This is a genomic window from Bradyrhizobium erythrophlei (assembly GCF_900129505.1).
GTDB classification, from domain to species: domain Bacteria; phylum Pseudomonadota; class Alphaproteobacteria; order Rhizobiales; family Xanthobacteraceae; genus Bradyrhizobium; species Bradyrhizobium erythrophlei_D.
Genome location: NZ_LT670818.1, coordinates 5879105 through 5902538, shown reverse-complemented (window position 1 = coordinate 5902538; position 23434 = coordinate 5879105). Strand labels below are relative to the sequence as shown.

Genomic DNA, 23434 nt, shown 5'->3' with positions numbered 1-23434 from the left:
AGTCATTTGATTGAAACTCAACACCACATTTGCAGCCATTATGGCGGCCCTTGCTGTGTGCCCGACCGGAGCCGTGGCCGAGATCTATTCGTGTGAAATTAAGGAATGGGTGCGGGTAAATGACGAGGGACTCGTTCGGCCCGCGCCGAGTGCGCCTTTTAAACGCCAAGTATCGATCGACAAAGAAACCGGCAATGCTGTCGGCGATGCGTTGTCGGCTGCAAATCGATGGGAAGTTGCTCAAAAAGGTTCGCAAGAAAACGCGTTCGTGACCCTTGGCTACGCTGGGTCGCGGCTCCTTTATGAAATTGCAGTCTACGAATTCAAGATAGGACGCGAGAAACCCCTGATCATCGCCATTCGGTCGCATCGCGGGCTTTTTTCAGCCCTCAGTGGAATCTGCCAATGATGTTTGGCATGTCGCAGGACGAGGGGAGCGGAAGACGCCGCGCTTGAGGCGGCGCCTTGTGAGCTCGGCGAAGAAGCCTTCCACGGCGTTGAGCCAGGACGCCGAGGTTGGGGTGAAGTGGAACGTCCAGCGCGAATGTCGCGCAAGCCATCTGCGCGGTATTATGGCGCAAACGCCACAAGGGGCCCTCAAGGTCCCTAGGGCGTTTGGGATGCTTGTCGGTCATTTGCCTTCCGCAATCCTCAGTCTGCCAGCGTTCGTTAGTCGAAGTCCGCCCGACAACTCCTGTATGTACCCTAGTTGGATCAGTCGGTCTTTGTGTTCGGCCGGGATTGTCCGGTGCATCAAACCCTTAGCGCAGTCCCGCAACGAGACGAATTCTTCGTGGGTCAACGGCGCAGACAAATCGGAGTTCATTTTTCAAATATGCGCCTCAGGCGCTGCCGTTCAAGCCAGTCATCCTGTCACGATCAAACTGACCACTACCGGGCTTTCCGCCCGGAGGTTTGAACAGTTCGAATGTGGCAACGTGGGTGCTTTCCAACCAAGACTCTAGCGTGGCCCCGCAGACTTCACAGGATGCGTGACCGGTGTGCGGTACCAAGAGCTTGGCATCGGTGCGTTTGTACCCAGCGCCGCAATTGCATCGGATAATTGTCGCCGTTCTCGGAATATGCGCCTAGGGCACGCCGAAACAAGTGGAAACCCGCCGCCACAATCAAACTAATCCACTACCAGCGTTTGGGTGCGAAGCCCCATGAATCATCCGCCAGTGGCGGATATCTCGGCATAGAATACCTTCAAAGGTTCCAAAACCTCGATGCGATGCACAAGAGACCCGGCGCAGCGAACCGCGCGCGCCCCCTCCGGCGTGAGCCGGCGCTTCGTCATGCCCTTCCGAAGTCACCCGACCCTCAAATTCTCCGCCGAAGTCTTCCCCTTGTTGGGCACCTCCTCATAGCTCACCTTTGCACCCTCATTGAGTGTGCTGAGCCCAGCTTTCTCGACCGCGGAGATGTGCACGAACACATCCTTGCTGCCGTTATCGGGCTGAATGAACCCATAGCCCTTTGTCGCGTTGAACCACTTCACCGTTCCAGTTGCCACCTTGGTCGTCTCCCATATCCCGATAGAACCTCAAGACAACCTCGTGCCGATTTGGAAGGCAAGCAAAACCCGCCGGGGTGAGCCGGCGGGCCCGGAGTATGGGCTGTTGCCTACCTTCCTTCCAAATATCCGAGAATTAACTGGCGTTTGAGATCCCCGGAGGCGCATACTCAAACAATCACCGCTCCGCCTCCCAGGCATTACCGGTGACAGAGAGTGTTGCGCTCCCGCCTATTCGAGGGAAGCATCATGCCCCAGGCTCAACGTCTATCGCCCGTCATTCCATTCGTTGCAATTGAGCGCCCGGCTTGTCCGAAGTGCAAGGCCCCGATGATGCTCGTCAGTATCGAGCTAGCACGCCCGGGCGTCGACTTGCATAGGTTTGAATGCGCTATCTGCAATCGCGTGCATGAGATCCTTGCCGCGTATGAAGATCCTATGAAGTCCAAGGGTCTTGGACGCTGGCTTCAAGGTGATTTGCACTCACCGAGGTAAGGCGCGCCGGCGTGAACCGGCGGATTCTGTAATACTTGAATTGAGGAGGGCCGTAGAATTGCCCGCAAGCTGGGTAATATTCACCACTGGACCACACTGATAGACGCTCGCGCCATCGCGGGTGCGGGTGCGCTATCTCGAAAGAGGAGCAAATCTGATGTGTGACTATAGTCTGCATGCCATGGCATCGCGTCCCGCCAAGGTTGGAGAGACGCTCGTCACCACAATGTTCCCCAGGACCTCGACCCGTGGCTTTGCGGCGGAAGGCGAACCCGGTGTGGCGGTCTGCCTGCTTCCCGGAACCGAGTTAGCCTTCGAGCAAAACGTTAAGTACGACCAGGGATGGATCTGGACGAGAACGACCAGCTTCCGAGTTGCCAAATTTGGTGTGGTTGAACCAATTGTGCCGCATCGCCATCACGACGCGATCGAATTTCCCGATGGAAGCAATGTGCTGGTGACGCTGCTCGTCGAAGGCCAGCGAGCGACTGTGCTGCAATTGCCAGTTTTCCATCAGATGTCGGAGCGCACCACAAAAGCTGAGGAGCACGGAAGCACACCGGCAGCAGCAGCTTCGGCCGCCGGCAGGTCCTGCGAAGTTCCGGCCGTGCCTTTCTGGCATCAGCGCGACGAAGCCGGAGGCGTCGGCGGTCACTTTCTTCAAGCCAGGGACTGCGGGTAGTCCTTGAACAGATCGCAGGCTGATTGCCCAGCGTCATGAGCGAGCCCGGTCATATAGGAGAGCCCGGCGGCGTAGTCGTCCAGACTAGGGCGGCGATCCGGAACCCGGTCGATGTCATGCGGCGCGGTCGCGATGTGGTCCTCGAAGAGTCCATATCGGCAGAAACTGGTGTAAATCAGCGACCCGCGCCACCGGCTCCCAAGGTCACGATTGGACGCCGATTTACAGTATCTCCCGAACGACTCACCGGAATTGTGCTATATTTGGGTTTGGAGCGAGAGCACAGCGACGATGCAGGTCATCCGCAGTGCCGCTCCACCACAAAGCATCACATGGGAGGTATGTCATGACACAGGTGATTGCTCTCTCTTTGAGTATCGCCGTTCTCGGAGGCATTTGGGCATTTCTCGCGCTCGGGCCCTTGAGCGGTTTCGTCCTCGTGTGGGCGGGCTTCATTGGCTGGGGGTGCTTCTTCCACAGCGGTGCCAACACCAATGCACTTGTTAAGACGATTATCGGCAATGCCTATGGTGCGCTGGTCGCATGGGTCGCACTGTTGATCATCGTCAACGTCCCGGTCCCTGGTTTGGGAGCGGTCTGGCCAGCGATTGTCGTCGGCGTCACTGTTTTCTGCCTCGTCATCGTCGCCTCGATCGATCTGCTGTCCGTGGTACCGGCCAACGTCTACGGTTACGCTGCGCTTGTGGCATACTCGCTGCACCAGCCATCCGCCGCGCCGGCCACGGGCCCATTGCACAACCTGGTCTCGCCCTCGTTCGCCAACCCGCTGGTCTTGCTCATTGTCTCGATGGTGATCGGAGCCCTGTTCGGCTATGCCTCGGACCAGCTCGCGAAGGTGCTGCCCACAAAACTGCCGACCAGGGCGGCGCACGCATAACCGAAGCACGGCGTTTTGTGCCCGGTCCTAATTCCGGCATCGACTCAGTCCCAAAGTCGATGTATGCGGCGTTCGCTGTCGCTGGCCTCGGCCAGCTCAGCAAAATCTGGGGCGAGGTCTCGGCCACGTCAGGTGCGGCGGAACGGCTGTTCGATATCCTCAACGTCGAGCCTGAGATCACAGCGCCGGCCTCTCCCCGTGCCCTGCCGGCGCCGTCGCGCGGCGACGTCAGCGAGACGGGTCTGCCCTGGCTTGCAACTCCGCACTGAATCACCGTGGTCGCGGCCATCAATGACGTCTTCAGCGCCGCGTTGCGGTCACTTGCGCGATCATTGACCGCCGCTGCGTGCGATGCTCTGCATGGCGTTGGCCGTGGAGAAACGGCCCGTCCTTAGCCAACAGAGAAGCACTGCCGTCGCCAATTGATGCACGGATCCAACCTTAGTTCAGAACACAAGCTCTCCGCTCAACGGCCGCATGTCGGAGCACAAAAACAGCTGACGGTGCTTTACCCTGCGAGCACCAAATCGCTCGCCTTCTCGGCTACCGCAATTGTGGGGGCATTGGTGAACGTCTGCGGGATTCCAGGAAACACCGAGGCGTCGATGACGCGCAGACCCGCCACGCCTTTAACGCGCAAGGCCTCATCGACGACAGCCCCTATGCGGCAAGTGCCGACGGGGTGGTGGAACGAATCTGCCGCGCGAAGAACGAACTTGCGTATGTCGGTGGTGTTTGTTCCCTCGGGCCCCGGATAGACTTCTTGCGCACGCCAGTCGGCAAAGGCAGCACCGGCTCCGATTTCGCGGGCGAGAGAAACGCCCTCAACAAGAAGGTCCAGATCGGCCGGCTCGGAGAGATAGTTCGGATCAATCAGAGCCGGGACCCGTGGATCGCCGGAGGCAAGTTTCACGCTGCCGCGGCTCCGGGGTCGCATCAGGCTAGGCACAAGAACGTAAACCGGTGAAGGCAACGGGCCGACGCTCGGCAGGACGAACGGCAAGGAAAGGCACATCACAACGCGCTCCGGGCTGTCATTCGGGTCCGTGCACGGCTCGTACAGGAGAGCGTCGGCATGTTGGTAGTGCGAGCGCGGCACGTCGCGCCGTGCCGCATACGCCACGCCCGCGACCAGCAGATGGTCCTCAAGATGGCGGCCGACATCCGGCAGATCCAGGACAACGGGAATGCCGAGAGCTCGGAGTTGGTCGGCCGAACCGATTCCCGACAGCATCAGAAGGCGCGGCGAATCGATTGCACCGGCACAAAGCAAGACCTCATTGTCGGCCCGCACGAAGTGTTCGGCAAGCCGCAGGCCGATGCACCGTCCGTCTTCAATCACAAGGCCGAGCACTTCCGTGTCCACCAGCAGATCGACGGTTACGCTCTCGAGACTCCCGAGATAAGCCGTCGCCGCATCGTGGCGAATCCGTCCCTTGATATTGAGTTGGTTCCAGCCAACGCCTGTTGTGACCTCCCCTCCGATATCGGGCGTCATCGAGAACCCAAGGTCTTGCGACGCCTTGATGAAGGCGGATGCCACAGGATTGCGATCCGTGACGTTCGCGAGCGAGAGGACGTGCAGAGGACCATTGCCACCCCGCCATGCGCTGGCACCACCAGAAAAAGTCTCGGCGCGCTTGAAGTACGGCAGAAGATCCGCAGCACGCCACCCATCGGGCCAGCGATCATAAGCGGCCGGGTGGCCGCGCAGATAGCCGAGGGCGTTGATTGCACTTGAGCCGCCCACGACCTTGCCCCGCGGACAGCGTATAATGCGGCCTCCCAGCCCCGATTGCGGGACCGTCAAATAGCACCAGTCAACCTGACTGCCCTGGAGCTTGGGCCATTCTGGCGGATCTGCGATGGCTGCCAGCTTCGCTTGGCTGCCGGCCTCGATAAGGAGGACCCGTCGTCCAGCCAGACCGAGCCGATGCGCCAGAACGCAGCCGGCCGAGCCCGCACCGACAATAACGTAGTCGTAGGCCGAATGAAGCTGTTCAGGTGATTGGAGTACGCGGACGCCGGATGCGGCCCCGGCGGACCGAGTCAGATCTGAGAGCGCCAAGCCGCCGCCGACCGTCGCCGCCAAGGCCTTGCGGCGATTGACTTGCCAGCCGCCTCTGAGATCGCCGGAGATCATGCTCATCATTCGTCAAACCACCGATTACTGCCAATCGACCTTCACACGTCGCTTAGCGAGCTCACAACCGTACGATGGGCCGCGCCGGCCGGGAGATTCGTTCTGACTGCCAGCGTCATATCTTTGTTACGTCTGATACGCGGCAATGACCCGTTATCTTGAGGGGCAGATGCCTCAAGGTAGTGTCGCAGCCGCCTGTTACGCTTTTCTTTCCTTTCGGTGCGAAGTGGTTACGGGCGTAACACTTCGGCGCGCGCTGGGCTGATGGCGATCTGAGCACGACCGGTGCTCGGATCCGACGCTCCTCGAGCGCGGTGGCTCGCTGTTCAGTTTCCTGCAAATGGATGCGGGGAATCTTCAGAAATCCGAGTTTTGGCTCTTTTCCGCTCGGATCACGATGATCTCGGCAATTTGCCGTCGTGCCTACAGCTTCACAACGATCTTGCCGAAGTGTGAGCCGGTCCGGAGATGGGCGAACGCTTCGGGTGCCTCGTCGAAGCCGTACACCCGATCGACGATTGGGTGAATCGCGTTGTCGGTCAAAAAACGATTCATAGCGGCGAAATGTTCGCCCGATCCGACGGTGATACCGATGATGTCGGCATTCTCCCACTGAAGGCGCGCGAGGTCGGGCTTCGGGCCGAACCCTGTCAAAACACCAATCTGAACGATCTTGCCACCCGAGGCGACCGATCGTAGCGATCGGTCATAGGTACCAGGACCGCCGAGTTCGAGGATATGACTGGCACCTTCGCCGTCCGTCGCTTTCATCAGGGCGACATCCCAGTCAGGCGTGTCGCGGTAGTTGATGAGGATCGAGCCGCCCAGCGCCTTGGCACGGGCGAGTTTCTCATCCGAGGAGGATATCACAATCGCACGCGCCCCCAGCGCCGCTGCGAACTGAAGGCCAAACAGCGCGACGCCACCTGTTCCCTGGACCAGCAGCGTGTCGCCTTTGCCCATCCCGCCGCGTGCGATGAGGCCGTGCCAGGCCGTGACGCCGGCGCAGGGCAAGGTCGCTGCTTCGACCGAGGACAGGTGCGCCGGCACGGAGACTAGCGCCGTTGCCGGCAGCACGACATACTCTGCCAGCATTCCGTCCATCGTGCCGCTACCGAGGGCTGACGGAACGTAGCTGGCCTTGAACGGCCCCGAGACCCAATCGCGAAAGAACGATGCGGCAACGCAGTCGCCCAGCTGCCATTGCACGACGTCGGAGCCGATGGCGTCAACGACGCCTGCACCGTCGCAGAGCGGCACGCGGCCGTTGAACCCGCCTTGGCTTGCGCGGTCGAGGATCAGGAGGTCGCGGTAGTTGAGACTTGCCGCTTCGACCCGGACGCGGACCTCGCCGTTGGCGGGTGCGGGCTTGCTGACATCGGCTCGCACAAGGCCACCAGCACCAGCATGGCCATTCAAATGGTAGGCTTTCATCGTTGCTCCTTCGCAAGGGGTATTCACTTGGATGAGCACAGTCTGTAAGGTCTGACAGCGATGTCAGGGTCAAGAGGTTTTTCAGGTGAAAATTGGTGAACTCTCCCGGAGGACGGGAGTCAGCGTCCGAATGCTGCGTTACTACGAAGGCGAAGGGTTGCTTGCGCCGCAACGAACCGATTCCGGTTATCGCGACTACGGCCCGGCGGAAGAGAAAACCGTGCGGCGGATCAAAATGCTTGGCGCTGCCGGGCTGACGCTTGAAACGATCCAGCGGTTGCTCCCGTGCGTGACGAACGACGATCCAGCATTCAAGCCGTGCAACGACCTGCGCAGAATACTCGCTCGACAGGTCGGCCTGATCGATGAACGTATCGAGACGCTCAGCCAGAGCCGGACAATTCTGGCTGGCTTCCTGGCAAGCGTGAACTGATCGCCAGATACCTGCACGGCTCGATCGAAGCGTCGATTATGCCGAGTAAACTACAGCTTAGTGCTCGATGGGCCGAAGAAGATCGGCGAGGCTTTCCATCCGCAGGCGCAGAGCCTCGCCAGGAAGCAAAAGAGGTCGGCGCGACGGGATGCCATCTACGGCCCTTCCTAGTTTCCTGCGGCCCCCTCTACCGACGTCAGGCACAGGCTCAGCTTGCAAGGACGCCACCCCATCGTCGCACGCGCTGTGCGGACCTGTCCCTGCAATCCGGCCAAGCTCGCATCCAGCCGCGGCCTCTCAAGATCCTGCGATGGCCTGATGTGTCAACGCCAACCTGATTGCGCTCGCCGGTCGCCGTCAGCGATGCCGGCGCCACAGCACCGGCCGTTCGCCATCACGCAGAATCAGAATGGGAGCGAAAACGCAGCGTCTCTGTCCGGGCTGGGAGTATGAGCTTAGGACTGTTCCAGTTTCGGGAACTTCGCCGCAACCCCGGGGGGAGCGTCGATCATCGCCCGCGCCATGCGGGCGTCTTCCTCGGCTTCACCCAGTTCAAGCGCCACGACCCGCCGATTTTCGAGCCGCAGGCAACATATCTAAAGCGTCACGGCTTCTTGTTACGCGGTGAGGAACGGCGATTGAAGAAAGCTGATTGGGAACCTGAGGCAGTATCTACGACGGAGCAACGGGACGGCGCGAAGGGCCACGTTATATGCACGGCGCGAGCGTCGTGAATTTGCTTGCGGGTTAGTCCGACTTCGGCGATGAGACCGGGCATTCGAAGACTGTATTGCCGTGCTCATCAACGACGCGAACGAAACTTGATCCGAAGAAGTCGCCGCCCGTCCTCAATTCGTCAGCAAGGACCTTAGCGTGACGTTTTGCGGATTCAAGCGTGGGCAGACGACGTCCCAGTTCATCGGGATACAGTTCTGAACCACCAACGATGTGAAAGAAGTAAACCATCGCGTCGCAATAGTGCGAGCGATGGCTGGCATCTAGTGACAAATTAGTCAGTTAGTGACAAATAATTCAGGTTTGGGCTGGATTACAATGTGGCCATTATCCCCGCGTACTCAATGATACACCACGCTTAACTGCCATCACGCTTGTTGCGCCGGGGGTTCTCTTCAATGCCTTGGCGATTTTCTTCACGCCCTGCTTATCGCGCGCCATCGTCTTCAACGTACGCAAATCTTCTTTAGTCCATGGGCGACGGGCTAATGTTTTCTTCTTGGCCAACGTTTGATTCCTTTTTCGGGAGTCGAGCGTGTAGCACACCAAACTTATTTAGCAATTCAAAACCAATCACAGTTTTTACAAAGGATTTTTCTATGCTTAGAATCGGCACCCCGCAGCGGCACGGTCGACTAACACGACTGTTCAGATGCATGGATGCCGTTGTTGCCGATTGAAAAATCTCAACAGCAGCGGCGGACAGGTGCGGCAGGCTGAACGCTTCCGCAATGAAATGGTGAAGTTGAACAGCGGCCCGGGACCGCTCTTGATCGGCAGTTGACCAGAAGTCCGGCTAATTCTTCGCTCGGTGCGTATTGGACAAATCCAGATGCCCTGTCATCGCCCTGCAGCCATGCCTCGTGCTCGTCTGTGACTTCGGCGCGCGCTCTGCTTCGTCTTGCGCGCAAGCGAAATCTCGCGCGCTACCCGCGACAAATCGACCCGACGGGCAAATCGCCCAACGCCGGTCAAGCCCCCGGGAAGAAATATTCTGATTTTCAGAAACCGCAAATCAGTCTATTTCAAAACCGTCTCACCCGATGAGAGGGGCGGCTCGCGATCGTCACAAACGTGCGGTGGGATGCGGTGGACGCGATGGCGGCGAATGACGAGTGCTGCCGTGGCGGACGGTGAAGCCGTGTGGTCCTGACACCCCGACGCTGGTGTCAAGTTCGCGGGAAGCAAAACTTTTCGCGGATGAGGGTGGCAAGAAAGCCCGGTCACCCGGGAGAGCGCGGAATAAGCCGTAACCCATCGCGCAGGGAAAGCCGGATTGCCTCCGCTGAACCTGTATGCTCGTGTGCCTTTTGCCAATAACAATTGCACACGGGACCGCGGGTGCAGCGCGCACCCGGCTTTCCCTGCGCCCTCTCGCCTCGAGAGGGCGGCCAGCCGACGCAAGGCTCGGGCGCATCGCGCCGCGAGATCGCGGACGCACATCCTCTCGCTGTTTGACAATTGAATCGGAAATCCTCAGCCGCGTCACCGAAAGTCGGAAGAAACTAGCTTGCCCGATCCCGCCTCAAAGATCCAAATCAACCCTCGTCCTTGGCGTGGAGCAACAAATCAAGGCGAGGCCCGCGCCCGGCGGATCGATCGGATCAGGTGAGTACAAAAGTTCGCCGTCAACGATGCCGCACTCGCAGTTGTGACAAACGCCGGAACGGCAGGACCAGCGCACCGGGACATCGCAAGCTTCAGCAAGTTCGAGCAGGCTGCCGAAACGGCTATCCCAGAGCACGGCCAAACCACTGCGGACGAAAGTGACGATCGGACCCGAGCCCGGTTCGCCGCTCGGCTTGTGTGGGGCTGGCCGTGCAGCGCCGTCAGACGGAGCGGCGGCCGGACCAAATAATTCGGTCCGGATGCGCACCCCCGGCACGCCCTGCTCCGTGAGCCCGGATGTCATCGCGCCCATAAAACCCGCGGGGCCGCAGAGATAAAAGGTCCCGGACAGCGGCAACCCCGCCTTTTGCAGCAGCGCCAGGTCGAGCCGTCCCGCGGCATCGTATTGCGAACCGGGCCGGTCGCCGGCAGCGGGACGCGTGTAGAAGACGAACGAGCGCATCTTGTCCAGGCCGGCGATCAGGCGGCGCACGTCATCGGCAAAGGGGTGGTGCGCGCTGTCGCGCGCGGAATGAATCCACCAGACCTCACGCGGCGAAGCTTCTTCCGCTTCGACCAGCGTCTGCAGCATCGCCAGCAGCGGCGTGATGCCTACTCCGGCGCTCATCAGTACGACAGGCGACGCCTTTGGTTGAAGCACGAACGATCCACGCGGCGCGGAGACCTCCAGCACGTCTCCGACCCTGGCGCGCTCGTGCAGATAGCCGCTTGCGATCCCGTCGTGCTCGCGCTTGACGGCGATCCGGTAGATGCCGGTGCCCGGCGGCCCGCAAAGCGAGTAATTTCTCATGACGGGCGCCGAATCCGCCCGGGGCTTCAGTCGCACAACGAGGTACTGCCCGGGCAGCGCATCCGGCAAACGCGATCCGTCTGCGGCCGCAAGATCGAACGACCGGACGTCGTCGCTCTCGCGCTTGCTGGCGACGATTTGCAGCCGGCGCAGGCCGTTCCAGGCGGGCGCTGCCGCGGGCGCGGCCGAAAGACCGGCATTTCCGTTGCGCCTCCCCGCCAGCACGGCATCGAGCAGGGAGTTCATCGAACCCTGCCAGCCCGGGCTCAACGCGGAAATCCGCACCGCCCGGCGCAGCGCATCCACCGGGTGGTCCGCCGAATAAAGCAGCTGATCGATCTCCGCGACGGTCATGCGCTCGGGACCGTCCGCGATCTTTTCAATCGCGTCCCCCGCCCCGATCTCGCCTTGCTGGAGGACCCGAAGGTAGAAGCCGGGTCTTCGATGTGCCACGACCAGCGCGGGCATCCGCTCGTTGCCCATTCTGATGCCGAGGCGCCAGCAGGTGACGCGCGGCTGGGTTACCTCAAAGATGGCGCCGCCAATCCGGTATCGGTCTCCGATGCAGACGTCGCTGTCCGCCATTCCTTCGACCGTGAGGTTTTCACCAAACTGACCGAATTCGAAATCCGAGTGTTGGAGGAAATCCGACCAGTATCGATACGAGTCGAGCTGATACACCATCACGGCACGCTGTTCGCCGCCGTGCGCGGCGAGATCGGCCTGACCATCACCAACGAGATTGAGACGACCGGCAAACACCCGACCCTCGACCGGGCGTTTCCAGATCGCGGTCCTGACTGGCTTGCCACGCCAAGGCACGTCGCGCGGCATGCCCACATTGACCGAAACAACCCTGGCCATGAATGCTCCTCGTCACTCCCGTCAGGCCGCGATCTGACCGGTGGCTCGCACACTCGGTTCGCTGAGGATAGGCAATCATTCCGGTCAAAGATTCTTGATCTGCACGGCAGCGCCCGATTTCAGCGCGGCCGCTGGCCACCTTCCCTGGAGACGCCGGCGCTCCCATATTGGAAATCAATCCAGCCATGATCGAAGCAGAGCGCAGGTTTGACCGAGCAATTAGCATTCTTTATGGGGCCGTCCCCCGAGCCCGAGGGATTGCGCTACGCCGCCGACTTCGTCTCGCCCGAAGCCGAGCAGGAACTCATCCGGCACGTCGCGGCCCTACCGCTGCAGCCATTTCAGTTCGGCCAATACGAGGGCAAGCGGCGGGTGGCGTCATTCGGGTTCAGCTACGACTACACGCTGCGGCGACTCCGCGAAGCCAAGCCTATCCCGGACTGGCTGGCGCCGACCATCAAGGAGGTCGAGGCCTTCGGCGGCCAGGGGACCCTGATCCGGCAGGTCCTCTGTACCGAATACGACGTCGGCGTCGGCATCGGCTGGCACCGGGACAAACCGCATTTCGACCGGATATTCGGGCTCTCATTGGGCAGCGCCTGCAAGTTCCGCTTCCGGCGCTCCGCCGGCGAGAAATGGCAGCGCTTCACGCTCGATGCCGCGCCGCGGTCGCTCTACATGATGTCGGGTGCGTCCCGTCAGGTCTGGGAGCACAGCATCCCCGCCGTCGAAGCGCCCAGATATTCCATCACGTTCCGGACCATGGCCGAGCCGAGGACCTGATAGAGTTCGGTCGATTCCCGGCTCGCAAGGATCGAATGGCACGACGTACCGGCAGCGCCGATCTCCCTCTCCATGGCGGACGCGTCCCGCCATGGCTGGCGACGCGCATGTCCTCGCTCGGCGCCATCATCACGGAAGCCATCGTGCACCATTATGGCCGCGACGAATTCCTGCAGCGGCTGTCGCATCCGTTCTGGTTTCAGTCGTTCGGCGCCGTGATGGGCATGGACTGGCATTCCTCCGGCATTACCACCAGCGTGATCGGCGCGCTGAAACGCGGCCTCGGGCCGCTGCAGGAAGAACTGGGGATCCATGTCTGCGGCGGCCGCGGCCAGCATTCCCGAAAAACACCCGACGAGTTGCGGCTGCTCGGCGAACGCATCGGTTTCGACGGCGCCAGGCTGACGCGCGCGAGCCGTCTGGTCGCCAAGGTCGACAGCGCCGCCGTGCAGGACGGTTTCGACCTCTACCTGCACGGCTTCTTCGTCACCGACGACGGCAAGTGGACCGTCGTGCAGCAGGGCATGAACGGCGACAAGCGGCAGGCGCGCCGCTACCACTGGCATTCGGAAAACCTGGCGAGTTTTGTCGATGAGCCCCACACGGCGATCGACGGACCGGCTCAGGGCGAGATCGTCAACCTGACCGACAAGCGCGCGGAAATGTCCCGCGCCGCCCAGCTCGAGTTGCTGACAGGCCTCGGCCCCGACCGCATCGTGAGCGAACTGGAGGCGCTGACGGGAAAAACCCCCGCGCAAGCAATGCTGCCGCATCTCGTGATGCCTGATCACCATGACGTGCGATCGACCGACGTATTTTCGCGCCGCCTCCACGGCACGCTCGCCGCCGCCGCCGAGCGCGGCCCGGTCGACTTTCCGGAATTGCTGCTTACGCCGGGGGTCGGCATGCGCACGGTGCGCTCGCTCGCGATGGTCGCGGAAGTCGTTCACGGCGCGCCCTACCGCTTTCGCGATCCGGCGCGCTTCTCCCTGGCGCATGGCGGCAAGGACCGGCATCCCTACCCCGTTCCGATCAAGGTCTACGATGAAACCATCCGCGTCCTGAAATCGGCCGTCCAACATGCAAGGCTTGGCCGCGACGAGGAGATGGGCGCCCTGCAACGGCTCGACGACCAGGCGCGCCGGCTCGAGCGCACCGCGCAAGGACCCTCACTGGATTCCTTCATCGCCACCGAGCGCGCGGCTTCGCCTGACCTGGACGGCCGCTCGGTGTTCGGCTGGGAGCGCGACCTGGCCGATCCGAAAGCCGCAGGCTGATCGCTTGCCTGGCCGGCTCACGGAACACCCGATGTCGGAGAGAGAACGCCGCCGGATCATCTGAGGCTGAAATTGTTCGCCAGTGCCAGCGCACCCCGCTCGTCCGTTTCCAGCGCAATTTTCTGGGCCAGCATGACGTCGCCCGCGACGAGATAACCCTCTGGCACGAAACACCAGCCGGTCAGCGCGCGGCCCCTGTCGTCGAGTTCATAGATATTCGTCCCCATGCCGTGGCGTATTCGGTACCGCTTTCCGCTATGGCAGCCCGTGACATCGAAATAATTGTACTGCTCGTACTGTATCCGTTGCGCCACGGACAGCCATTCAAGCAGAAGCTTTCGGCCCCGCCGCTCCCGTTCGTTGACGGGACCGGGATCATAGAGCCAATCACGCCAAGCCCCTACCCAGCCTGAACAGGCCGATGCGAAGCCTCGAAGCCGATCGGACGCGATATACAGCAGCTTCACGACTGAACCGAGACGGTTATCCGCCCACGAGCCGCGGGAAGAACAAAGTCTCCTCTGCGGCCGGATCGAACGTGCGCGTCACGACCGGCTCTCCGGAAGCGGTCCGGGTTGCCGCGGTGAAGCCAGAACCCGTCAGCGCCTTGAACCGGCGTTCGGCTTTCAAGAGGGCTTGTTCGTCGTTTGCATCGAAGCTGTGCCGGGTGTCGCCGTTGTGGTCCATGATGATTTGGATTGCCATCGCTACGCTCCAGGTTATTGGCCGCCAGACCAAAGCGAAGATGTCAATGCTGCACGCCGGGAAAAGTTCCGCTCCAACCATCCATGCCGCCCGGCTCGGCGAAACCAGTCCGCCGAAGTCACTCACGACGAATTGGGTTGACTGAATTTACCAAATGTTTTCGTTAGTTGGCGCGTGCAGGTGCCACAGATCCGCGCGCCAGTGCAGCACGATGGCGAGCATCAGCGCCAGCCCCGCGGCCGCATAGAGCGTGCCGGTGGCCGCGAAGCCGATCCTGTCGATCTGGCTGCCGGCGGCCAGGAGGCCGAGCGGCAGGCTGTAGATCGCGAGCATGCGCACGCCCATCACCCGGCCGCGTAAGTGCTCACTCGCGGTGCGCATCCGGATCACCGCGATCGAGATCATGGTCAAGCTTTGCGCGAAGCCCGCAAGGCACAGGCAGGCGATCGCGGCGGGCAAGCTTTGGACCTGCGCGAACACCAGAAGTGCTGCGTACCACAGGATGGTCGCGGCGATCATCAGCCGGCGGATGCCGCCGATCACGCTCAACGGGATCGAGCCGACCAGCGAGCCCACGGCAAAGCTGGCCGAGAGATAGCCGAGCCCGGTCTGGCTGGTGCCGTAGATTTCGCGGGCGATGTAGGGCAGCAATCCGTTGGACACCGGATAGGCGGTGAGGTTGGCGAGGAACGCGATCCACACCGCAGCGCGCATCCGCGGCGTGGTCCAGACATAGGCCACGCCCTCCTTGAGGTCGCGCAGCGGCGAACGGACCAGCGCGCCATCGGCGGCCGCATCCACGGGCTGCGGCTTCGACTGCGCCACCACGCCGAGCGTGAGCAGGGTCGCCGCGACATAAAGGCCGACGATCGCGATATAGGCCGGCAAGCCCTGTCCTTTGCCGCCTTGGTAAACGAAACGTTAAGCCGGTGCCGGCACCGCCGTTAACGACCGGTTGCCGGAACTCCCCGATTTTGCAGCAGAATCGGGCCCTGCACGCCGGCGCGGATGATGCGACGAAACGCGATCCCGGCCAGGATGCCGCGGATTTGAGACATCCCGAACTGCCCCCGCTTAACCGTTTCTCCAACCCCCGGCTCCCATAATGGTGTCCTGACCCACATTCATGACTTGCCAGGTTCAACCACTGTGACATCCCTCGGACGTGTGATTTCGGTGCGCGGCTCGCTCGCGCGGGTCGGGCTTCTGGCGGCAAGCAAGATGGGCATCTCCGAGGTACGGGCCACCGTCGGCCGCTTCGTCAGCATCCGCTGCGCCAATTCCATCATCGTCGCCATGATTACGGAAGTCTCCTGCGAGAATCTGCCGACTTCCGACTTGTACATCGCCACTGCCTCCGTCGATCTGCTCGGCGAAATCCTCGGCGGGCCCGACCGCCAGAAATTCCAGCGCGGCGTCACCAACTATCCGACCATCGGCGATGCCGTCGACCTCATCACCCATGACGAGCTTCGCACGGTCTATGCGCCGAGCGGATCGGACCAGATCAATGTCGGCACGCTGCAGCAGGATCCCTCCGTCGTCGCCTATGTCGATATCGAGGAAATGCTGTCCAAGCATTTTGCGGTGCTTGGCTCGACCGGCGTCGGCAAATCGACCGGCGTATCGCTGCTGTTGAACGAGATCCTCAAGGCGCGACCGAATTTGCGGATCTTCCTGCTCGACGTGCACAACGAGTACGGCCGCTGTTTCGGCGACCGCGCGCTGGTGCTCAATCCGCGCAATCTCAAGCTGCCGTTCTGGCTGTTCAATTTCGAGGAGATCGTCGACGTGCTGTTCGCCGGCCGCCCCGGCGTGCCCGAAGAGCTCGACATCCTCGCCGAAGTCATTCCGATGGCGAAGGCCGCCTATACCCAGTACCAGAGCACCGATCGCCTCGGGTTGAAGCGCAGCGACACCAAGGCGGTCGGCTTTACCGTCGATACGCCGGTCCCCTATCGGCTGGTCGACCTGATTTCGCTGATCGACGAGCGCATGGGCAGGCTCGAGAACCGCTCCTCGCGCATCATCTACCACAAGCTGATTTCGCGCATCGAGACCGTGCGCAACGATCCGCGTTACACCTTCATGTTCGACAACGCCAATGTCGGCGGCGACACCATGGCGGAAGTCATCAGCCATTTGTTCCGGCTGCCCGCCAATGGCCGGCCGATGACCGTGATGCAGCTGGCCGGCTTCCCCGCCGAAGTCATCGATTCCGTGGTCTCGGTGCTGTGCCGCATGGCGTTCGATTTCGGGCTGTGGAGCGACGGCGTCTCGCCGCTGCTGTTCGTCTGCGAGGAAGCGCATCGCTACGCTTCCGCCGACCGCAACATCGGGTTCGGGCCGACCCGCAAGGCGGTCTCGCGCATCGCCAAGGAAGGCCGCAAATACGGCGTCTATCTCGGGCTGGTCACGCAGCGCCCGGCCGAACTCGACGCCACCATCATCTCCCAGTGCAACACGCTGTTCACGATGCGGCTGGCCAACGACCGCGACCAGGCGCTGCTGCGCTCGGCGGTGTCCGACGCCGCGGCAAACCTGTTGTCGTTCGTGCCCTCGCTCGGCACCCGCGAGGTGCTGGCGTTCGGCGAAGGCGTCGCGCTCCCGACCCGACTGCGCTTCAAGGAAGTGCCGCCGCATCAGTTGCCGCGCAGCGAGGCCACCATCTCGACGGCGCCCTCGGTCGCCGCCGGCCACGACATGCATTTCGTCGCCGCGGTGCTGGAACGCTGGCGCGGCGCCACCTCGCATCGCGACGTTCCCAATGATCCCGGCATCAACGACCGCCCCGGCGCGCGCCCGATGTCGGTGGAAGCGCCGATGCTGCAGCCGTCGATGGGTCTCGACCCCGACCGGTTTACGCTGCTGAAAAAACCGCTGCGCTGACGCATTAAAGTCGGTCCCTGCACGGGTCTACTCGTTCGATTGCCGATACTACCAGTTATTTAGCGATCCCTGACAACGTCATTGCGAGCGCAGCGAAGCAATCCATTCTTTCTTTGTGCGGCGAGATGGATTGCTTCGCTTCGCTCGCAATGACGGACTTTAGACATACGTTTAACTCTCGCGGCGCGATGCGCCCGAAGTTTTGCAAGAACCTTCCGCCCAAGAGGGCGTGGGGAATGCCGGGTGCCCAGTGCACCCGCAGCCTCGTGTGCGAAGTGGTTAGTGCAAGATGCACACGAGTATTCACAGCGGTCGCACCGGAAATCACCCGGCATCCCCGCACGCAATGGTTTTAACGGCTTCCTTCGTACTCTCCCCGGCGATCGGGCTTTCTTGTCACCGTCGCTTGCGAATAGATCCGCAAACTTGACGCCAGCGTCGAGGCGTCAGGACCACACGACTTCTCCGTCCGCTTTAGCGCTGTTCGTCAAAAGCGCCCCGCGTCCATCGCATCCAACCCCGCGTCCGTGACGATCGCGATACGCCCCTCAAGTGGGGTGGACGGCGGCGGTATAAGGTGATTTGCGATTTCGGAAAACCAGAATATTTTTTCGGAAGGGACTGGACAGGTAGAAACAGCTTGATCTGGTTCAGGAAATTAGATTTTACGCGCAAATCCGCAGGGCGCGACGGAGACCTGCGGCCAGGATCAAGTCAACGGGTTGGCGCACGCGCCGTGACAATTGAGTGCACTGTCACCGTAATTACATGCATCCCGGCGAAGTTCTTCGGGAAGAGTTTTTGCTGCCGCTCGATCTCTCCTCCGGCGCGTAGGCAAAAGCCTGCGGCGTGCCGCGGACGCGCATGGAGCGATTGTCCAATGAGGCAACCGGCGTGACCGCGGATACTGCGTTGCGCCTGTCGAAGGCCTTCGGTACTTCACCCGAACTCTGGTTGAACCTCCAGACCGATTACGACATTCAGACGGCAAAGCGGCAGATCGGCAAAGAGCTCGCAAAGATCGAGCCGATCGCCACGAAAGCGGCCTGAATCGCCGGCTTTGCGGGAAATACCGTCATCGACTATGTTCCGGCCAGCCGCACACGGCGGCCCAACACCGGAACCACCCATGACCCAGCCCATCGCAAAACGCTTTCCGCCCCCTGCGATCGACAGCCTGCCGGAGGATATTCGTTCCCGCCTGCTGGCGGTGCAGGAAAAATCCGGCTTCGTTCCGAACGTGTTCCTGACGCTGGCGTACCGGCCGAACGAATTCCGCGCCTTCTTCGCCTATCACGATGCGCTGATGGAGAAGGACAGCGGGCTGACCAAGGCCGAGCGCGAGATGATCGTGGTCGCGACCTCAAGCGCCAACCAATGCCAGTATTGCGTGATCGCGCATGGCGCCATCCTGCGCATCCGGGCCAAGAACCCAGAGATCGCCGACCAGATCGCCGTCAACTACCGCAAGGCGGACATCACGCCGCGCCAGCGCGCCATGCTCGACTTCGCGATGAAGGTGAGCGCGGAAGCCCACAAGATATCGGAAGGGGATTTTGCGGCGGTCGCTGCCTGCGGCTTTTCCGACGACGACATCTGGGACATCGCCGCGATCGCGGCCTTCTTCGCGCTGTCGAACCGGATGGCGAACGTCACCGCGATGCGCCCGAACGACGAATTTTACCTGATGGGGCGATTGCCGAAATAGTACAAGGGGATGGCGAGTAGCGAATGGCGAGTGGCGAAGCACGTTCGTCGCCACTGCGATCAGCTTTATACATTCGCCATTCGCTACTCACCATTCGCCACTCACCCCTTCCTAGTCGTCCGATGCGGCTCCGCACCAGCCGGGCAGATAGACCGCGTCCTTGCCCTTGGCAAAAGCCAGCGCCTTCTCGATCGACTTTTCGAAATCGGCCTCCACGTTCTTGCGCGGTATCTTGCGGCGCAGGAAATCCGCCCACAGGAATTCGCTGAACGGCGTCGTATCCTTGGCGAAACCGCCGACGCGGCGCAATTCGCCGGCGAGGCTCCGGTACGGATCGTCCTTGAGATCCGCCACCGTCTTCGGAATATCCTTGAAGTGGTGACGCTCGCCCTTGGCGTCGTAGGGATAAACCCATTTGTGATTATCGAGCACGCCCCAGAACGCGTCCTTTTCGACCATGGTGAGATCGGCGATCACGGTAACCAGAATGTCCCCGACGTCCTCTTCGTGGAGCGCGCGTGCCAGATGATGATGATCGACGACATAATGCAGCTTGCCTGGTCCCAGCACCACCGGGATCATGTGCCGGCCGAGAAACTCGTCCTGCTTCTTGTGCGACTTGTGTTCCTTCCAGTATTCCCGCAAGCGCTTGCGCTTTTCCTTGACCTCGATCATTCCGACCGTCATCTGGGTCGGCCGCAGCGACAGGATCGGAATCGGCTGAAGCATCGGTTCGCGCGTATTCGCCATGATGGAAACTCCTGACAAACTGGCAAAAATTGCTCTGAAACGCCTACGATTATGCCATGATGGCGCAGGCCGTGAAATGGGCTTTGGAGCGAGATGGGCACGGGTAGAGACCGGTTTTGCGTCCGATCGCGCTCTGAATTATCGAAGGAGAGCATGATCTTTTCAGCAAAGAACCCAAGCGAGCGAACATCGAAGCCCCAAATCGTCCGGCTCGGCGGCCGCGAGGTCATCGCCGAGGGCCTTCGTCTCAGTTTCTGGGCCGATATCAGCCACCGCTGCATGACCGCCTCATGGCCGGCGTTCATCGGCGGCGCCGCGCTGGTGTTCGTCGTCTTCAACGCGGTTTTCGCCGTGTTCTACTGGATCGGCAACCAGCCGATCGCCAATGTGCCGGGCGGCGCCTATATCGACTATCTCTATTTCAGCATCGAAACGCTGTCGACCGCCGGCTACGGCGACATGCATCCGCAGACCCATTACGGGCATTTCGTCGCCGCGGTGGAGCTGTTCACGGGCATCTTCTCGATGTCGCTGATGACCGGATTGATCTTCGCGCGGTTCTCCCGGCCGCGAGCGCGGCTGCTGTTCGCCGAAAACCCGGTGATCTCAAGCCATGAGGGCAAGCCCTCTCTGATGGTTCGCTTCGCGAATGAACGCCACAACATCATCGGCAACGCCACCGCCAGGGTGTGGATGCTCCGGAATGAATTGAGCCTGGAGGGCACCCCGTTCCGCCGGTTTTACGAATTGCCGCTGTTGCGACACGAGCACCCGGCGCTCGCCCTGAGCTGGACGCTTTATCACGTGCTGGACGAGCAAAGCCCGCTTTACGGGCTCGACGCCGACGACTTCAATGGACAGGAGGTTTCATTGATGGTGGTGGTTTCCGGATATGACGTTGTTGCAGCGCAAACCGTCCACGCCCGACGGACCTACCGCCATTCCGACATTCGCTTCGGCCACCGCTATGCCGATATCCTCGATACTTCGGAGGACGGACGAATCAGAATCGACTACGGCCGGTTCCATGAGACTTTGGAGGGATAGATTCTCGCATCGCCGCCATGTCAACATTTTCCGTGAGACGCGTGCATCCCTGTGTTAGATAACTTCTGGATGTCCCGGAGCTGGCAGCAGTGAAAACCCAGCAACCTATCGTGTCGGAAGAGGAGCACCGCGTGCTCAAGTTCCGGCCGCGCACCGCTGCGCACCCGCTCGCACGGCGGGGATATCCGGCCGAGCCGGCGCTCAAGCAGGATCTCGATCGCGAGCCTGATGACCTTGCGCGCTACGAGCGGCCGCGGGACGAGCCCGACGATTTCCGCCATCGCATGCTCGCCAACATCGCGGCCTTTGCCTTTACCGTCGCGCTGACGGCGGTCGGAATCTGGCTCGCCATGAGCATCGCGGACATGCGCAAGACCCAGGATTGCGTGCTGATGGGACGGCGCGATTGCGCGCGCATTTCCACGCCGCATTTTTAAGCTTTTTTGAGGGCCGGGACGGGCTGTCCGGGCCTCAAATCCAATCCGCAGCCACTGCCCGCCTCCATTGAACTCAGGGCAGCGCTCCGATATACGGGCACTCGACTCCGGACGGCGGATCGGGCATTTCGGGGCGCTGCGCCCGATTCCGGCCCCACCTCGGAATTTATCATCAATATATCAAAGGCTTAGTGATGTCCTCAACATTCGATCAGGTCGCCACGATTATCGCCGAAACCTGCGACATCCCGCGCGACACGATCACGCCCGAGAGCCATGCCATCGACGATTTGGGGATCGACAGCCTCGATTTTCTCGACATCGCGTTTGCGATCGACAAGGCGTTCGGGATCAAGCTGCCGCTGGAGAAATGGACTCAGGAGGTCAACGACGGCAAGGCGACCACCGAACAGTATTTCGTCCTGAAAAACCTCGCCGCCCGCATCGACGAATTGGTCGCGGCCAAGGGCGCGTAATCGCCCGTCATGCAAATCGAAACCTTCCAGCTCATCGATCGCATCGTCGACCTCAACATCGGCGAGAGGACCATCACGGTCGAGGCCCAGGTTCCCGAGAAGAGCACGATCTTCGAGGGCCACTTTCCCGGCTATCCGATCATGCCCGGTGTGCTCTTGACCGAAGCGATGGCGCAGAGTTCCGGCTGGCTTCTGCTCGGCCTGATGAAGTTCGAACGCATGCCGTTCCTGGCGATGATCAAGGAAGCTAAGATGCGCGGATTCGTCAGTCCCGGTCAGCTTTTGACGATCGATGCCAAGGTCGAGTATGAGGGTTCGGGATTTGCGGTCACCTCGGCGAAGGTACGCGTCGGCACCGAGCTGAAGTGCAGCGCCGATCTGACCTTCCGCCATATCCCCTTCCCTCATCCCGATTTGCGCGTGCACATGGACGCGATGGCCCACAAGATCGGCTTTCCGCAGCAGGCAATGACGCATGAGTGAGGCGGCGGAAGTCTGGATCACCGGCATTGGTCTGGCGACCTCGCTCGGCGAGGGGCTGGACGCAAACTGGGACGCGCTCACTGCGCGGCGCATCAATGTCGACGAAAAGGGTTTTGCGCCCTACGTCGTTCACCCCTTTGCGCTGGTAAACCTGGACGCCCAGATCCCCAAGAAGGGCGACCAGCGCCAGATGGAAGCCTGGCAGCGCATCGGGACCTATGCCGCCGGACTTGCGCTGGATTCCGCTGGCGTCAAGGGCAACAAGGAAATCCTGGGCCGGATGGACATGATCGTCGCCGCAGGCGGCGGCGAACGCGACCTCGCGGTGGACTCCAACATCCTGAATCTGGCGGCGCTGGGCAACGCCGCTCCCGGCTTTCTCAACGAACGGCTGATGAACGATCTGCGTCCGACGCTGTTCCTGGCGCAGCTTTCGAACCTGCTCGCGGGCAATATTGCCATCGTGCACGGCGTCACCGGATCGTCGCGCACCTTCATGGGCGAGGAAGCCGCCGGCGTCGACGCGGCCAGGATCGCTCTCGCGCGGATCAGTGCCGGTCAGAGCGACATCGCGCTGATCGGCGGTTCGCAAAACGGGGAGCGCAAGGACCTGCTGGTGCTCTACGAATTCGGCGGCTTCAACCTCAAGGACAAGTTCGCTCCGGTTTGGGCGCGCCAGAACAATGCCGGCTTCGCGCTCGGGTCCGCCGGTGCCTTCCTTGTCATCGAGTCCAAGGCCCACGCGCAGGCCCGCGGCGCCAGGCCTTATGCGCGCCTGACCAACGTGGTCGCCGATCTGGCGCTCCGCAAACACCCCGGCGACGTCACGACGACCCTGGAAAAGCTGTGGTCGAAGCTCGGGAAGATCGACGGCCAGGGCGCCATCATTACCGGGGCGACCGGCGCCGAGCCGGTCACATCGGAAGAACGGGCCTTCCTGGGCAAACATCGCGGGTTTGCGGTGCGAGCGACCGGCACTGTGTTCGGCCACACCATGGAAACCCAGTTTCCGCTGGGAATTGGCCTCGCCGCGCTCTCGATCTCCCGCGGAGCGCTGTTTTCGCCCAACGATCCCACCGGGCTGGAGGTTGAAATGCCGACACCGCCGTCCCAGATTGTGGTGGTTGGGGCCGGGCATTGGCGGGGCGAAGGCATGGCCCTGGTCGAAGCGATCAAGTGAACACGGCGCCAAACTCCGATTCAACGCGTTGAATCAGAGTCTGGCGCTATCCTTTTGTTTGAGCATGGTCTTTCGGAAAA

At 61.5% G+C, this 23434-nt stretch carries 23 protein-coding genes and 3 pseudogenes; 15 read left to right on the top strand and 11 right to left on the bottom strand.

The features are described 5' to 3' along the window. Positions 1-10: 10 nt before the first annotated feature. Entirely contained in the window at positions 11-409 is a 399-nt protein-coding gene (locus tag B5525_RS44475; protein WP_154073461.1) for a hypothetical protein, read from the top strand. 24 nt (positions 410-433) lie between these two features. On the opposite strand, the pseudogene B5525_RS44470 reads toward B5525_RS44475, so the two are convergent. Both B5525_RS44470 and B5525_RS27350 read right to left on the bottom strand, forming a co-directional pair. Continuing rightward, positions 434-565 (bottom strand): annotated as a pseudogene (locus B5525_RS44470) (IS630 family transposase); the annotation flags it as partial. A gap of 747 nt (positions 566-1312) precedes the next feature. After that, positions 1313-1516 (bottom strand): cold-shock protein, encoded by a 204-nt coding sequence (locus B5525_RS27350; RefSeq protein WP_074278830.1) that lies wholly within the window; start codon positions 1514-1516, stop codon positions 1313-1315. A gap of 652 nt (positions 1517-2168) precedes the next feature. Between B5525_RS27350 and B5525_RS27345 the strand changes: the two are divergent. The 3 genes and pseudogenes from B5525_RS27345 to B5525_RS27335 form a co-directional block, all read left to right on the top strand. Further along, positions 2169-2555: pseudogene (locus tag B5525_RS27345) on the top strand (hypothetical protein); the annotation flags it as partial. 484 nt (positions 2556-3039) lie between these two features. Next, positions 3040-3591 (top strand): DUF1097 domain-containing protein, encoded by a 552-nt coding sequence (locus tag B5525_RS27340; RefSeq protein ID WP_079568787.1) that lies wholly within the window; start codon positions 3040-3042, stop codon positions 3589-3591. A 17-nt stretch (positions 3592-3608) separates the two neighbouring features. After that, on the top strand, positions 3609-3860 hold the full coding sequence (locus tag B5525_RS27335; protein ID WP_154073460.1) for a hypothetical protein: 252 nt from the start codon (positions 3609-3611) through the stop codon (positions 3858-3860). Between the two features lie 239 nt (positions 3861-4099). On the opposite strand, the gene B5525_RS27330 is transcribed toward B5525_RS27335, so the two are convergent. Both B5525_RS27330 and B5525_RS27325 read right to left on the bottom strand, forming a co-directional pair. After that, on the bottom strand, positions 4100-5743 hold the full coding sequence (locus B5525_RS27330; RefSeq protein ID WP_079568785.1) for a GMC family oxidoreductase: 1644 nt from the start codon (positions 5741-5743) through the stop codon (positions 4100-4102). Positions 5744-6157: 414 nt separating this feature from the next. Next, entirely contained in the window at positions 6158-7168 is a 1011-nt protein-coding gene (locus B5525_RS27325) for a zinc-dependent alcohol dehydrogenase family protein (RefSeq protein ID WP_079568784.1), read from the bottom strand. Between the two features lie 85 nt (positions 7169-7253). Between B5525_RS27325 and B5525_RS27320 the strand changes: the two genes are divergently transcribed. Continuing rightward, a complete protein-coding gene (locus B5525_RS27320; RefSeq protein WP_079568783.1) occupies positions 7254-7601 on the top strand; it encodes a MerR family transcriptional regulator in 348 nt (115 codons plus the stop codon). Positions 7602-8348: 747 nt separating this feature from the next. Here the strand turns inward: B5525_RS27320 and B5525_RS47955 are convergent. From B5525_RS47955 to B5525_RS27310, 3 genes are all read right to left on the bottom strand, one after another. Next, positions 8349-8567: a DUF6894 family protein gene (locus tag B5525_RS47955; protein WP_425305216.1), complete on the bottom strand. Its 219-nt coding sequence runs from the start codon at positions 8565-8567 to the stop codon at positions 8349-8351. Between the two features lie 96 nt (positions 8568-8663). Then, positions 8664-8843, bottom strand: a complete 180-nt coding sequence (locus B5525_RS27315; protein WP_079573846.1) for a hypothetical protein — start codon at positions 8841-8843, stop codon at positions 8664-8666. Positions 8844-9861: 1018 nt separating this feature from the next. After that, complete coding sequence (locus tag B5525_RS27310; protein ID WP_079568782.1) at positions 9862-11619, bottom strand: MOSC and FAD-binding oxidoreductase domain-containing protein; 1758 nt, start codon at positions 11617-11619, stop codon at positions 9862-9864. 207 nt (positions 11620-11826) lie between these two features. Between B5525_RS27310 and B5525_RS27305 the strand changes: the two genes are divergently transcribed. Together B5525_RS27305 and B5525_RS27300 are read left to right on the top strand one after the other, a co-directional pair. Next, the gene (locus B5525_RS27305) at positions 11827-12402 is read left to right on the top strand and encodes an alpha-ketoglutarate-dependent dioxygenase AlkB (RefSeq protein ID WP_338075185.1); all 576 of its coding nucleotides are present in this window, start codon (positions 11827-11829) and stop codon (positions 12400-12402) included. Between the two features lie 35 nt (positions 12403-12437). After that, positions 12438-13679, top strand: coding sequence for a DUF763 domain-containing protein (locus tag B5525_RS27300; protein ID WP_079568780.1), 1242 nt, complete (start codon positions 12438-12440; stop codon positions 13677-13679). A 56-nt stretch (positions 13680-13735) separates the two neighbouring features. On the opposite strand, the gene B5525_RS27295 is transcribed toward B5525_RS27300, so the two are convergent. The 3 genes from B5525_RS27295 to B5525_RS27285 form a co-directional block, all read right to left on the bottom strand. Beyond that, a complete protein-coding gene (locus tag B5525_RS27295; protein ID WP_079573844.1) occupies positions 13736-14011 on the bottom strand; it encodes a hypothetical protein in 276 nt (91 codons plus the stop codon). 151 nt (positions 14012-14162) lie between these two features. Then, entirely contained in the window at positions 14163-14384 is a 222-nt protein-coding gene (locus B5525_RS27290) for a hypothetical protein (RefSeq protein ID WP_079568779.1), read from the bottom strand. Between the two features lie 147 nt (positions 14385-14531). Then, the gene (locus B5525_RS27285) at positions 14532-15272 is read right to left on the bottom strand and encodes an MFS transporter (protein ID WP_079568778.1); all 741 of its coding nucleotides are present in this window, start codon (positions 15270-15272) and stop codon (positions 14532-14534) included. A 261-nt stretch (positions 15273-15533) separates the two neighbouring features. On the opposite strand from B5525_RS27285, the gene B5525_RS27280 reads away from it, so the two are divergent. The 3 genes and pseudogenes from B5525_RS27280 to B5525_RS27270 all read left to right on the top strand — a co-directional run bounded on the left by B5525_RS27280 (position 15534) and on the right by B5525_RS27270 (position 18981). Further along, the gene (locus B5525_RS27280; RefSeq protein WP_172899984.1) at positions 15534-17273 is read left to right on the top strand and encodes an ATP-binding protein; all 1740 of its coding nucleotides are present in this window, start codon (positions 15534-15536) and stop codon (positions 17271-17273) included. A 768-nt stretch (positions 17274-18041) separates the two neighbouring features. Further along, positions 18042-18323: pseudogene (locus tag B5525_RS27275) on the top strand (HigA family addiction module antitoxin). Positions 18324-18402: 79 nt separating this feature from the next. Then, positions 18403-18981 carry a peroxidase-related enzyme gene (locus tag B5525_RS27270; RefSeq protein ID WP_079568776.1) on the top strand — a complete coding sequence of 193 codons (579 nt, stop codon included), beginning with the start codon at positions 18403-18405 and terminating at the stop codon, positions 18979-18981. A gap of 111 nt (positions 18982-19092) precedes the next feature. Here the strand turns inward: B5525_RS27270 and B5525_RS27265 are convergent, their stop codons facing one another. Next, positions 19093-19731: a ParB-like protein gene (locus B5525_RS27265; RefSeq protein WP_079568775.1), complete on the bottom strand. Its 639-nt coding sequence runs from the start codon at positions 19729-19731 to the stop codon at positions 19093-19095. A gap of 153 nt (positions 19732-19884) precedes the next feature. On the opposite strand from B5525_RS27265, the gene B5525_RS27260 reads away from it, so the two are divergent. The 5 genes from B5525_RS27260 to B5525_RS27240 all read left to right on the top strand — a co-directional run bounded on the left by B5525_RS27260 (position 19885) and on the right by B5525_RS27240 (position 23354). Beyond that, positions 19885-20778 (top strand): ion channel, encoded by an 894-nt coding sequence (locus B5525_RS27260; RefSeq protein WP_079568774.1) that lies wholly within the window; start codon positions 19885-19887, stop codon positions 20776-20778. 89 nt (positions 20779-20867) lie between these two features. Then, positions 20868-21215, top strand: coding sequence for a hypothetical protein (locus B5525_RS27255; RefSeq protein WP_079568773.1), 348 nt, complete (start codon positions 20868-20870; stop codon positions 21213-21215). A gap of 194 nt (positions 21216-21409) precedes the next feature. Beyond that, positions 21410-21691, top strand: coding sequence for an acyl carrier protein (locus B5525_RS27250; RefSeq protein WP_079568772.1), 282 nt, complete (start codon positions 21410-21412; stop codon positions 21689-21691). Positions 21692-21700: 9 nt separating this feature from the next. Then, on the top strand, positions 21701-22174 hold the full coding sequence (locus B5525_RS27245) for a 3-hydroxyacyl-ACP dehydratase FabZ family protein (RefSeq protein WP_079568771.1): 474 nt from the start codon (positions 21701-21703) through the stop codon (positions 22172-22174). Continuing rightward, on the top strand, positions 22167-23354 hold the full coding sequence (locus B5525_RS27240; protein ID WP_079568770.1) for a beta-ketoacyl-ACP synthase: 1188 nt from the start codon (positions 22167-22169) through the stop codon (positions 23352-23354). The genes B5525_RS27245 and B5525_RS27240 overlap by 8 nt, the downstream gene beginning before the upstream one ends. The last annotated feature ends 80 nt before the right edge of the window (positions 23355-23434 follow it).